11 protein-coding genes are annotated in these 13,292 nt (G+C 45.0%); all 11 read right to left on the bottom strand.

What is annotated here, in order from left to right; translation table 11 throughout:
* Positions 1–34 precede the first annotated feature (34 nt).
* The gene (locus HMPREF2917_RS00385; protein ID WP_070588655.1) at positions 35–1,474 is read right to left on the bottom strand and encodes a 6-phospho-beta-glucosidase; all 1,440 of its coding nucleotides are present in this window, start codon (positions 1,472–1,474) and stop codon (positions 35–37) included.
* Between the two features lie 201 nt (positions 1,475–1,675).
* Positions 1,676–2,023 carry a VOC family protein gene (locus tag HMPREF2917_RS00380; protein ID WP_070505278.1) on the bottom strand — a complete coding sequence of 116 codons (348 nt, stop codon included), beginning with the start codon at positions 2,021–2,023 and terminating at the stop codon, positions 1,676–1,678.
* Between the two features lie 58 nt (positions 2,024–2,081).
* Positions 2,082–3,857, bottom strand: a complete 1,776-nt coding sequence (gene spxB, locus HMPREF2917_RS00375) for a pyruvate oxidase (RefSeq protein ID WP_070588654.1) — start codon at positions 3,855–3,857, stop codon at positions 2,082–2,084.
* A gap of 633 nt (positions 3,858–4,490) precedes the next feature.
* Entirely contained in the window at positions 4,491–6,713 is a 2,223-nt protein-coding gene (locus tag HMPREF2917_RS00365; RefSeq protein WP_070588651.1) for a heavy metal translocating P-type ATPase, read from the bottom strand.
* A gap of 11 nt (positions 6,714–6,724) precedes the next feature.
* Entirely contained in the window at positions 6,725–7,096 is a 372-nt protein-coding gene (locus tag HMPREF2917_RS00360) for a cupredoxin domain-containing protein (RefSeq protein ID WP_003013285.1), read from the bottom strand.
* A gap of 18 nt (positions 7,097–7,114) precedes the next feature.
* Positions 7,115–7,510 carry a CopY/TcrY family copper transport repressor gene (locus HMPREF2917_RS00355; RefSeq protein ID WP_070588650.1) on the bottom strand — a complete coding sequence of 132 codons (396 nt, stop codon included), beginning with the start codon at positions 7,508–7,510 and terminating at the stop codon, positions 7,115–7,117.
* Positions 7,511–7,659: 149 nt separating this feature from the next.
* On the bottom strand, positions 7,660–8,292 hold the full coding sequence (locus HMPREF2917_RS00350; protein ID WP_070588648.1) for an SGNH/GDSL hydrolase family protein: 633 nt from the start codon (positions 8,290–8,292) through the stop codon (positions 7,660–7,662).
* Positions 8,293–9,141 carry an HAD family hydrolase gene (locus HMPREF2917_RS00345; RefSeq protein WP_070588647.1) on the bottom strand — a complete coding sequence of 283 codons (849 nt, stop codon included), beginning with the start codon at positions 9,139–9,141 and terminating at the stop codon, positions 8,293–8,295.
* A 166-nt stretch (positions 9,142–9,307) separates the two neighbouring features.
* Positions 9,308–10,024, bottom strand: coding sequence for a DUF554 domain-containing protein (locus tag HMPREF2917_RS00340; RefSeq protein ID WP_070588645.1), 717 nt, complete (start codon positions 10,022–10,024; stop codon positions 9,308–9,310).
* A 22-nt stretch (positions 10,025–10,046) separates the two neighbouring features.
* On the bottom strand, positions 10,047–11,711 hold the full coding sequence (locus HMPREF2917_RS00335; protein ID WP_070588644.1) for a MutS-related protein: 1,665 nt from the start codon (positions 11,709–11,711) through the stop codon (positions 10,047–10,049).
* Positions 11,712–11,714: 3 nt separating this feature from the next.
* Positions 11,715–13,058, bottom strand: a complete 1,344-nt coding sequence (locus tag HMPREF2917_RS00330) for a CapA family protein (protein ID WP_070588642.1) — start codon at positions 13,056–13,058, stop codon at positions 11,715–11,717.
* Positions 13,059–13,292: the final 234 nt, after the last annotated feature.

Here is a 13,292-nt window from a genome sequence, read left to right as displayed (position 1 = left end):
TAGGAGAGAGTCGGCCAGCAAGTACCGAAAACTTTTATTTAACAGAAGCTCCATTGGTCGCAATGACTTCTTTATACCAATAGAAGGATTGCTTGCGCGAACGGGCTAGGGTTCCTTTCCCTTCGTTATCCCGATCGACATAAATAAAGCCGTAACGCTTCTTCATTTCTCCTGTCCCGGCAGAAACCAGGTCAATACAGCCCCAAGTCGTATAGCCCCAGAGGACAACGCCATCTTCATGAATAGCATCCCTCATGGCCTTGATATGGGCTGCGAGGTAGTCAATCCGGTAATCATCCTCAATCTCCCCGGCTTCATTTGGGGTATCAACAGCGCCTAATCCATTTTCCACGATAAACATAGGTTTTTGATAACGATCCCAGATGGTGTTCAGCGTAATGCGGAGACCAAGAGGGTCAATCTGCCAACCCCATTCGGAGCTTTCGAGGTAGGGATTTTTCAGAGATGCAAAGATATTTCCCGCTGTTTTCTCCCTTTCAGCTGGATTCCCTGAAGCGATCCGACTGGCATAGTAGGAGAAGGAAATAAAGTCCACCGTATGCTCTTTTAATAATTGAAGGTCCTGCTCGGTCATCTCAACCGTGATTCCCTGACGTTCCCACTCTTTTTTAGCATAGTTTGGGTATTCCCCACGCGCCTGCACATCAATGAAGAAATAGTTCTTGCGGTCTTCTTCTAGACCCGCCCAGACATCTCGCGGAGCACAGGTATGCGGGTAATTTTGCCCTGCTGCCAGCATACAGCCGACCTTGTTGTTCGGATCAATCTCATGGGCTAGCTTGGTGGCAATGGCGGAAGCGACCAACTCATGGTGAGCTGCTTGGTATTTGACTTGCTCTTCATTCTCCCCTTCTTCAAAGCAAAGGCCCGCTCCCATAAAAGGCGCATGAAGGATCATATTGATCTCATTAAAGGTCAGCCAGTAGTTGACCAAGCCCTTATAGCGAGTGAAGAGGGTTCGGCAGAGACGTTCATAACATTTCAACATCTTGCGACTACGCCAGCCACCATACTCAGTAATCAAATGCATGGGGCAGTCAAAGTGGGTAATGGTCACCAAGGGTTCAATGTCATACTTGTGGCACTCCTTAAAGAGATCTTCATAGAACTGTAAACCCGCTTCGTTTGGCTCCAATTCATCCCCTTTTGGGAAGATCCGAGACCAGGCAATGGACAAGCGATAAGTTTTAAAGCCCATTTCCCCAAAGAGGGCAATGTCTTCCTTGTAGCGATGGTACATATCAATGCCATCTTTAGCCGGGTAAAAATAGCCCTCTTCAAAGTCGAACATCTTTTTCTGACCCGTAATAATCGCATGACGATCAGGCCCAATCGGTACCACATCCACATTGGCCAAGCCACGGCCATCTTCATTATAAGCTCCCTCACACTGGTTTGCAGCCGTCGCTCCACCCCAAAGGAAACCATCTGGAAATTGAAGTTTGTCGGTCATCTCTCTACCTCACTTGATTTGATAGTTCTATTATACCCTTCTCTAACCCAAAAGTCTTACAAGATCCTAGGAAAAACCGAACCTATTCTAAGGTAACGATCGCTTTCATGCAACACAAAAAGACCGGATGACTCCGATCTTTTAATAGTTCATATTCTGTTTTAAGAATAATTATGGTTAACTTCAAATGACTAAGCGCCCTTATTTCATTCTATAAAAATCAATGACTAGACCAGCAGGGCCTTTAACTAATAAGGACTCTGTTCCCCAATCCGTTTCACAAGGACCGTGTAAAATCTCAATCCCTAATTCTTTCAAACGCTTTTGATTCTGTTCCAAATCTTCAACTTCAATGTGTAGGATGATTCCTGACTGAAAATTTTCCAAAGGTATCAAATGATTCTCTGACAACATAAGACAGTGACTGCCAATCGTGAACTGAGCAAAACTATCATCAGCATAATCTGCCTTTTTATCCAAGATATGCTCCAAGTCAGCACAGACTTGGGGAACATTTGAAACGATGATATCTATTTGATTTAAATTCATTTACTATCTCCATAAAAAGACCGGATTACTCCGATCTTTTTAATTTCCGTGAGAGGAATTATTTAATTGCGCGTGATTGCAACCCTTCTTCTTCCAAGAAGAGGCGGAATGGTACAAGCTCTTCAGCTTCGTATTTTTCCTTGAAGGCTTTGATTGCTTCTTCTGAGTGTTGTTTTGGATCCAACTCAAGTACTTCTACTGGAAGTGGACGGTGTGGAGTGATGTGAGCATCGATGACAACTGTTTTACCTTCTTTGTTCAATTTAACAGCTTCTGCAACAACTGCATCGATGTCTTCGATACGGTCAACTGTAAATCCTACAGCACCTTGCGCTTCAGCGATTTTCGCATAGTCAGCATTAGGGAAGTCACAACCAAACAAGTGTTTATTTGTGTCTTCGTATTTGTCCTTGATGAAGGCATATTTACCATTTGAGAAGACAACGTTGATAACTGGAAGGTCATATTGAACGTTTGTGATAACGTCTGGGTAGCACATGTTGAATGCACCGTCACCCATGATGTTCCATACTTGGCGATCTGGATTGTCTTTCTTAGCAGCGATACCACCAGGAAGGGCGATCCCCATTGTCGCAAAGAGTGGAGATGTACGCCACATGTTCTTAGGTGTCATGTGAAGGTGACGAGTAGATGTTTGAGTAGTGTCACCTACGTCGATTGAATAGATAGCGTCTTGATCAGCATATTTGTTGATTGCATTGTAAACTTGATACAATTGCAATTCACCCTCAGTTTTACCTTCGAGTTTGTTCATGTAATCACGCCAGTTTTGGTTGTTCTTCACGTTTGCACGCCACCATGGAGTAGATTCAACTGGATTCACTTTGTCAAGGATTGCTTTCGCTGCTTGACCTGCATCCCCAAGGATTGAAGCGTCTAGGGCATGACGTTTACCAAGTTTGTAAGGGTCGATATCGACTTGGATGAATTTTTCAGTATTCTTGAAGGCTTCGTAAACTTCAGCAAATGGGAAGTTTGAACCAAGGAAAAGAACAGTATCTGCTTCGAAAACCACTTCGTTGGCTGGTTTCCAACCAACACGGTAAGCAGAACCTGTCAACCCTTCGTAGTCCCATTCGAAAGCTTCAAAGTTTTTACCAGTCGTAATGATTGGTGCTTTAATTTTACGAGACAATTCAGTGATCACATCACCCGCACCAACTCCACCGAAACCAGCGTAGATCACTGGGCGTTCAGCATTGTTCAAGATTTCAACAGCTTTATCGATTTCCACTTCGTTCAAGGCAGGAGCGATAAAGTGACGTTCATAAGAACCTGATCCGTAGTAAGAGTTTTCGTCGATTTCTTGGAAACCAAAGTTTACTGGAATTTCAACAACGGCTGGACCTTTTTTAGAAACGGCAGCACGGCAAGCTTCATCGATTACTTTTGGTAATTGTTCTGCGTAAGCTACACGTTTGTTGTAAACAGCGATACCGTTGTACATTGGGTTTTGGTTCAATTCTTGGAAGGCATCCAAGTTCAATTCGTTAACTGGACGTGATCCAAGGATAGCAAGGAATGGAGTGTTATCCATAGCTGCATCGTAAACACCATTGATCAAGTGAGTCGCACCAGGTCCACCTGAACCAACTGCAACCCCGATAGAGCCACCAAATTTAGCTTGCATAACCGCTGCAAGAGCACCAGTTTCTTCGTGACGAACTTGCAAGAAACGGATATCTTTGTCTTCAGCCAAAGCGTCCATCAATGAGCTAAGTGTTCCAGATGGGATACCGTAGATCGTATCTACGCCCCATGTTTTCAATACATTAAGCATTGCTGCAGATGCAGTAATTTTCCCTTGAGTCATTCTAACTCTCCTTTATTTCTAATTTGATCTTGAAAAATGAAGCACAGCGCTTCTACTTCATCTTTACGATCAAAGCTCGTCTTGAAAATGAATTTATTCTGACTATTCTCATGAAAACGATTTACAAAACGATTACAGTATTAATTTATCACAAAGAGATTCACATGTATAAGGATCTGCTCAGAGATGCTCAATCCCTATTCCATAACAGATGCTCTTTTTGAGAAATTTTCACAAACTATCCTACAATAGGGTATTATACTATAATTTAATACCTAGCTACTTCCCTTGGAGCTGTAAGGAAAGAACAAAAAATGCTACAGCATGCTGTAGCACTTAAATTGAAGGCAAAGTATTTTTTAAAAAAACTTTCCTTAGGTGAGTACGGACGTCAGCGAACTTCTTCGAAGTTCCATGACTTAGTTTTGAGCCTAAGGTCTCAAAACTACCGAGTGCTTGAAATGATAATGTTTCAAGCACTTTTCTCACGGCGGAAAGTTTTTGGTATTTCTTGATTCAATCTAAAAATTGGAACTCATTTTTCTTTCTTCGTTGAATCACTTAACTTATATTACTTAAAAAGTTTTTCTACATTTTAAGCGATACTGCATGCTATACCACTTTTTATTTTCTTTAATCAATTTTCGCAACATTGAGAAGCAGAGAGCTAATCAAAACAGACACAGAACTAAGGGCCATAGCAAGACCTGCTAGTTCTGGATTGAGGGTCAATCCCAGTCCTACAAAGACTCCAGCAGCAATTGGAATCCCAAGGATATTGTAGATAGAGGCCCAGAAGAGATTGAGTAAGATCCGACGGAAGGTCTTTTGACTCATGTCAAAGGCGCGCACAACGCCAAGCAAATCATTTTGCGTGAGCACGATGCCACCGGACTCGATCGCAATATCCGTTCCAGATCCCATAGCAATTCCGACATCGGCGATCGAAAGAGCTGGAGCATCATTGATCCCATCTCCAACAAAGGCTACCTTACTACTTTCTTGCAGTTTTTGGATGGCGCTAGCTTTTTCTTGAGGAAGGACATCAGCAATGACGGTGTCAATTCCCACTTGCTTAGCAATAGCTTGGGCCACCCGTTCATTATCCCCTGTTAACATGACCGTTTTCAAGCCCCGTTCTTTGAGCTTTTTGATCGCTTCTTTTGAGCTGGCCTTCGGAGCATCTTGAATGGCAATCAAGCCAATCACTTGCCCATCCACAGACAAACTGATCACTGTTTTGGCCTGCTCTTGCAACTCTACCATTCGTTTTTCAAGCTCCGGATCCATCGCTGTCCCGTCATGAAGTTTGCCATTTCCCAAGGTCACCAACTGCTGGTCGATCTGACCTTGGACCCCTTTTCCTTCAATCGCTTGGAAGTTTTCCACAGGGGATAACACCAAACCTTTTTCTTCTGCTTGGGATAACACCGCTTGGGCTAGTGGATGTTCTGAAAAAGTTTCAAGACTAGCAGCCAGTGTCAAGACACGCGCTTCATCTCCTACAACATCGGTTACAAGTGGTTGGCCAATGGTAATAGTCCCTGTCTTATCAAATACAACGGTTTGAATCTTTTGCACTTCTTGAAGAACTGTTCCATTTTTAATCAGAACCCCCATCTTGGCACTACGGCCGGTTCCGACCATCAGGGCTGTTGGGGTTGCTAAACCAAGGGCACAAGGACAGGCAATAATGAGGACAGAGACTGCATAGAGCATGGCCTCTTGAAGCGACGCGCCCAGAAGCACGGACCAAACCCAGAAAGTCGCAATGGCCAAAATCGTCACCACTGGAACAAAGATACCTGAAATCTTATCCGTCAGATCTTGAATAGGAGCACGACTGGATTGGGCCATTTTGACAAAGTCCACAATTTGAGATAAGAGGGTCTCACTACCGACTTTTTCAGCCTTAAAGAGAATGGTCCCATTGCTGTTGATAGTGGAGCCAATCACTGCATCACCAACCGACTTTTCCACAGGAAGGCTTTCACCTGTCACCATCGACTCATCAATGGTCGTACTTCCTTCTACAATCGTCCCATCAACTGCGATCTTTTCCCCAGGACGGACCCGAATCAAGTCACCAATTTGGATATCTTCTGCCGCCACCTCGACATAGTTCCCATCACGGAGAACTTGAGCCGTTTTTGCCTGCAAATCCAACAATTTTTCCACAGCCTCGGAGGCATTGTTACGCATCCGTTCTTCAAAGATTTGCCCTAAGAGGATAAAGAAGATGATAAAACCCGCAGCCTCAAAGTATACTGGCTGACCAGTAAAAAGGGCAAATACACTATAGACATAGGCTACCAGGGTTCCAAGAGCTACCAAGGTATCCATATTGGAATGGTGCTTCTTAAATGAGGCCCAGGCACTCTTGATAAAAGGAACTCCTGCTACCAACATGATCGGCGTTGTCGCTAGAAAGTTTCCCCAGCGATTGACTGGATGGGAGACAAATCCTGCCCACATCCCGATCATCAAGATTAATAAAGGAAGGGTAAAGATACTAGTAATCCAAAAGCGATCCCGTAAACTTAAGACACGACGGCGTTTTTCCACAACCGTGTAGGAACCCTTTTGCATCTTCATTCCACATGAAAACTCAAAGTCCCCTGTTTCTGTCGGGGTAAAGGATATCACTTTATCCACACCGACTTCCAAAGGCTCTAAAATCCCCTGATCTTCAAACAAAATTTCCTTGTAACAGCCGGAAGGATTGACCCGATGGAAGGTGATTTCAGCAGGGATCCCTTTTTGAAGTTGAAATTCTTTGGGACTATAGCCCTTTTCTGCTGTAATACGGATCTTTTGCACTCCGTTTTCCACAACTGCTTTTTGTTTTTCTACCATACCTAACTCCTTTATTCCACAATCATTTGACCATGCATCATGTTCATTCCACATGAAAACCCATATTCGCCCGCTTTTTCTGGCGTAATTTCAATGACATGTTTTTCACCTAAAGGCAAATCTTCATGAACGCCAAAGTCTGGAAAGATCACTTGAGCCAGACATGAAGATGGATCCTTGCGATTAAAGATGATCCGGGCTGGAACATTCTTTTTCAGGACAATGGTTTCAGGCGAATAGCCCCCCATGACTTCGACTTCAATTTCTTGATAACCTGATTTCTGACGAGCGTGGCCGCTTACCTTTTCATGCTCTGCAAAGAACCACCAAGCAATAAAAGCAACCCCAAGTAAACAAACAATACTAATTAACAATCCAAACATTAAAATTCCTTCTTTCTATTACATACAATTGCAAGGGACTGTTTCGACAGCATCTGCTTTCTTTTCTTCCAGGACCTGCTGCAGCTGATTAAGATCTGCAAGCGTAAAGTCACTCTCCTGAATCAAGTTTTCAAGCACCTGGACAATCCTTTTTGAACAAACCTTGTCCTTCACATCCTCAACGACCAAGTCTAAACTCTGGTCCTGCGTCAACAGAGCCGAGTAGACAAAGGCTTTACCAGATTTTTCTCTGGTCAGACAGCCTTTCTCCACCAAGCGCGTCAAGAGGGTCTTGATGGTCGACTTCGACCAGTCAAAGCGCTCGGACAAGACGGCGATCAAATCCCTGCTGGTCTGCTTGCCTTCCATCCAGATAATCTTCATGATGCGCCATTCCGCATTGGAAATTTGCATAGCCTCTCCTTTCTAAATCTACATTTGTAAATCTTATGATGCTATTTTACACCTAAGATTTACATTTGTCAACCAAAAGTTTTAAAAAAAAAACAAATCTTCCTTTGAAGATTTGTCTGGTTGGGCTTTTTTCGCTCCTATTTTTGTCTCTATAATGTCTCCTGCAGAGCTTGGGCTAGGATGCGGTAACCTGCTACACTTAAATGGAGGCCATCAGTCGTATAGGCTTCTGCCAACTGCCCCTTTTCATCCAATAAAGACGAATACACATCGACATAGCTGACCTGGTGGTAGGCCTGGGCCAATTCTTGATAGGCTTGATTGAGGGCTTGAATTTTTTCATTGGTCCGCACATAGACCTTTTGCTTGTAGCGCTCTTCTTGACTCACCGGTAGAACCGAGATCAGGTTGATGTGGGTCAGCGGAAAGTCCCGCATGATCGCTTGTAAGACCGCTTCTACATTGTCCAAGGTTTCCTTTTGAGGAATTTCTTTTCCGATATCATTGGTCCCGATCAAGAGAAAGATCTGATCCACCGCCGTTCCAAAGACATGGGCGTCTAGATGCTCACGAAGGAGATCCGTCTTATAGCCTCGCACTCCTCGATTGACCATGTGCTTGGGACTTTGTAATAGTTCATGAATGGGAAAATACTCCACGATGGAGTCTCCGATAAAGATCAAACCAGGCTCCTTCAGAGGGGCTTGATTGAGTTCCCGATAGGTTGTTACGATCTTCTCCTGCTCCTTTAAAAGCCAGTCTTCTAACAGTTGTACCGCCATCTAATTCTTTCCTTTCACTTGTTCCCAGGGGGTCAATCCTAGATACTCTTCGATCACCTGGTAGACACCACCTTCCTGATGGCTCGGTGCTAGGTGTTTGGCAACCGCCTTGACTCCTGCTTCTGCATTGGCCACAGCATAGGAGTGAGCAGCCATTTCAAGCATTTCGATGTCGTTTCCGCTATCCCCAAAGGCCATGACCTGGCTGGCATGAAGCTGCCACTTCTCCATTAATTGAGCCAGTCCCCAAGCCTTGTGAATGCCTGCTTGTAAGAGATCCATGCTGCCAAAACCGCTCGAAACCGCCATCAGTTGATCTCCAAAAGCCTGCTGGACTTCTTGGCGCACTTGATCAAGACGATCCAAGCCAACCACCAAGCTCATTTTAAGCACCTGGTCAAACAAATCGGCTGTCAATTCCGGAACAAACTTCATTCGCTTGTACAAGGCTTCAATCACTTCCGGCTGCATGAATTTTTCAACTTCTGTAAAGACCGTGCCTTCCTTGACAAAGCCACCATTGACAGCTGATACAACCAACTGATCTGAAATTTCCCGGCCCTTAAAATAATCAAGGACCGCCTCCACCAATTCCCGATCCCAGAATTTTCCTAGAACCATCTGGTCATTCTCAAAAATCCGAGCTCCGTTGGCGACGACCAGGGTCACCCGCTTGACCAAGGGACCCAAGAGCTGGCGCATGCGATGGATTTCATTTCCCGTCGCAATGACAAAGCGAATCCCTTTTTGATCCAAGTGGTCCAACAGCCTTTCCAGACGAGGAAGGTCCACCTCTCCTCGTTCATCTAATAAGGTCCCATCCATATCTGTTGCAATTAGTTTGATCATAACTCACTCACCCTTCACCTTCGAAATGAATCCAATCTTCACTCCTGTTTCTTATTTTATCACATTTAAAAGAATTCCTTTCTTTTCGGAGCACCTTCATTTTTCTAACAAGACTACAAGGGCAAGCAAAAAAACTAACCAGTCTTTACCGGTTAGCTTCTATTTTTCACCCAACAAAGGCCCAAATAATGGCAATCAGCACTGCTGGAAGGAGATTGGCGACCTTGATTCGTTTGCCCCAGATGAGATTGATTCCTACACAGAGAATGAGGCTGGACCCGACTAGGGACAGATTCGAAAGGGCTTGTGGAGTCATGATCGGTGCGATCAAATGGGCCAACAGCGTGATCAAGCCCTGAAGGATCACGAGTGGAACCACCGCAAAGATCGCGCCCTTTCCTTTTGAAACGGTCAAGACCAAAACGATAACCATATCGAGAATAGCCTTGGCCAACAAGGTCGAGGTGTCGCCTGTCAAGCCATCCTGGACAGCTCCGACCACCGCCATAGCCCCGATACAAATGGTCAAGGCCGTGGTCATAAAGGCATCGACAAAGCTAGTATCGCCTTGGTTGCCCGTCTTTTTCTTCAGCCAGTTTCCCAGGCGCTCAAAGCCCTCCTCAATCTTCAAGAGTTCCCCGATAACGGTCCCGATCACTAGACTCAGAATCAACATCATACTGCCGTGACTTTCCACATGACTTCCATGCACCACCAGCATCTTTTCCAAGGTCCCTGCGATGCCCAAGACAAAAACAGCAACTCCTGTCACTTTCAGAAGGGTCTCATGAAAATCTTCTGATAAACGTTGACCGATGAGCAATCCTAAAAGCCCACCAAATACGACCCCTAAGGCATTATAGAAGGTCCCTAAACCGATCATTTACAAACTCCTTCGTTCATTTTCATTCTTTTTCAATTTCTTTCAAAGACCAGTGTCCCGTCTCTTCATACTGGTCAATCAAGTCCTTGGCTGTTTGCGTAATCTCCTCTGGATAATGCAGGCTTTCTAGGGTATTGACCGCATTCTTGGTCACGGCTGACCCTGGCTTGATCTGGTAGTCAAAGACGATCTTGCCATCCACATAGCGACTGTCAAAATGGTAATTATCATTGACCTCACCAGAGGCTGCGACCAGCTCAATATCATGACTGGAGATCATGTAGAGGCAGTTTTGGGCAGCCAACCAGCGGACAATCCCAAGACCTGATCCGATCCGCTCGATGGTATTGGTCCCCTTAAAGAGCTCGTCAATAAAGAAGTAGTGAAAACCAGGATTTTTCAGATGCTGAATCATACGCAAAATAGCTTTACTTTCGGTGATGAAGTAGCTATCTCCAACTTCAATATCATCGCTCACATCCATAGCCGTTAGGACATGTCCGTAAGGAAGGGCCAATCTTTCTCCATAGGCAAAGCCTAATCCTTGAGCCAGAATGGCATTGATAGCAACAGTTTTCAAATAGGTCGATTTCCCGGACGCATTGTCCCCACTGATGACCATATTTTTTTGAAAATGCACATCATTCGCAATCGGATTGGACAGCAAGGGATGGTAGAGCGTCTCTCCCTCAATGCCACCCGTTTCCGTAAAGACTGGCTGGCAGACCACTTCTAGGTCCCGCTTGTGGCGCAAGAGACTAATGGCTACTTCCATCTCCCCTAGCAGATCCAGAAGCTTCTGGGCCTCTTTTTGATAAGCCTTCACCTGATTGTAAATATAAACCTGAGCGATCTGCGGGAGTAAAAAGAGGACGTTGAGGTAGAGGAGAATAATTTCCATCTCAGATGTCCCCGTTGGACTCTGTAAGACACTGGCAAGGATCCGCGTTTTCTTAAAGGGTTTGACTGCTTGCTTTAGTTCTTCTTGTTGTGGCAAGGCTAGATGGCTCAAGCGTTCTGCCGAAGCAAAGATGCGAACCAGATAGCTAACATTGTCCAGACGGATTTTATTGGACCAATTGCGCAAACTTGAAAAGACGATATTAAAGACCACACTGATCACCAAGAGGGTAATGGCCCCAACTGGCTCAAAGGGGATGGCAAAAAGACAGACAATAGGAAGGCAGGCCAAGGCTAGATAGAGGGGCAAACCTGCATAATGCTTGCCGGGATTTGCGACAATACTTCGTGCCATGTTGTGGTTTTTCTTGCCCAGTTGGTTGAAAATAACCTGAACCTTGAGGCGCAAATCAGGATGCTCTTCAAAGAAGGCTTCTAAGTCATGAAGCTGATCCTGAGGCTGGAATTCCAGCAGGCGCATTTTTTGATAGAGAGCCTCTGCTCCAAGGCTCGATTGGGTATAGTTGAGCTGATCAAAGACCGCATCCAAAGCCAAATCATGCCAGGTCTGATCATCCACTTGGCTGTCGATCGTCTTTCCCTTAGCCGGATAAGCCAGACTGTCTATCAAACTTTCTTCTGTATCTTTCTTGCGAAAGAAAGGCGCTCCTTCCCAAGCCTTCTTCAGCTTTTGCTTGAGGCGGATGGCCGTAAGAAATTTGGTTGCCCAAATCACCACGATCAATCCTAGGATCCCAAGCGGGATCCAGTTCACATTTCCTTCCATGCTCTATTCCTTTCCACTCTGAGGCCAGTCCAAGTGAACATGTTCCTTCATTTCTCGGTAGGCCGTGTCCACTCTCTCCTTGGTCTCCTCATCCAGCTTGTCGCGGTATTTGCCACCCTGGATAAAATCTTCCAAAATATAGGTCTGGTACTTGTACAAGTCATAGCCTTCAGGAGAATAAGTTCCTTTCGGAGTCCGACTGACCCAGGTTGGATGAGCAGTAGCTGTCTTGATCTTTGTCTTGCGGCCGACCTTTTCGATGGTCACATCCATCAAGACGCCTCGCTCTGTCCATTGAGCAGTCTCCACATCCCCCATGGTTTCCAGACGCTGATTGGACAGGAAATTCCCCATCGAGTAGATGATGAGCTTGTTTTGACCATCTTTATTGACCACTTCAGCAGGCTCTACAACATGGGGATGCCCGCCAAAGACAATATCAGCTCCCCAAGAAACCATCTTATGGTAGAGCTCTTTTTGCTCTTCTGTCGGCTCCAATTGGTACTCAATTCCCATTTGGGGCATGACAATGGTGATATCGGCCTCTTGCTCCGCCTTTTGGATCTCCGCCTTCATCCGCTCTTCATCCAGATCAGACAAGACATCTGCTTGCTCCTCTGGAGTAAGGGTCGTTTCCATTCCATTAAACCCATAAGCGTAGGCTAGAATAGCAATCTTGATGCCATTCACTTCCTTGATCACCAAGGGAGCCTGGCCTCTCTTTTCATGCGTGTAGACACCGACAGGGGTGATGCCAGCATCTTCAAAGGCCTTGGCTGTCGAATAGACCCCTTCTAGACCTGAATCCAAGATATGGTTGTGTCCCAAATCCATGACATCATAACCAGCATCCTTGATGGCTGGTACGACTTCGCTCGGTGCATTAAAGAGAGGATAACCTGACAAATAGTAATTCGGGTTAATGGTTCCCTCAAAATCACCCAAGGCTAGATCCGCTTTTTGTAGCCAGGGTTTGACATACTCATAATTTTCATGAAAATCATAGCTTCCATCTTCTTTTTGTGCACTCATATAGACCAGATCATGATAGAGCTGATCTCCATTGGCCATGATCCGAGCTGTATGAGGAATCTGATCAGCCGGTGTCTTAGCCTTGTACACAACCTCTGGCCGTTCGGTTGCGGTGATCGGAAAGCCTTGGAACTTTTGCACCCACAAGATAGCATTGGCCACGATAAAAACGACTGACAAGAGCACATAGACAAACTGTTCATTGGTCAGCTGAATCCTTGAAAAGAGACGATCAAAAGCCCAGTCAAAGGCCGCCGATAGCTCTTTTACCATCGTTTTGATGGTTCCTTTCACACTCTCCCACTTCTCTAACATTCCTACCTCTTCTTCGTACCTAGTTTCTCCAATGATCCGCCAACAAATTGAGCTGTCATTGAAATACTTTCTCTTCATTGTATCACAAATTTCCAGAGGAGAAAAAAAGTTCTGCAAAACAGAACTTCTAAATGATTTGATATTAAAAGAATGGTTTCTTCAAAGCAGAAAACATCATCACGATTTTCAACTGATGCAAGAATCTACTGAAACTTTCCGCTGTGAGAAAAGTGC

It is taken from the genome of Streptococcus sp. HMSC061E03, assembly GCF_001813505.1.
Taxonomy (GTDB): Bacteria; Bacillota; Bacilli; order Lactobacillales; family Streptococcaceae; genus Streptococcus.
The sequence above is the reverse complement of the archived record's forward strand: the minus strand, read 5'-3'. Positions and strand labels throughout refer to the sequence as shown.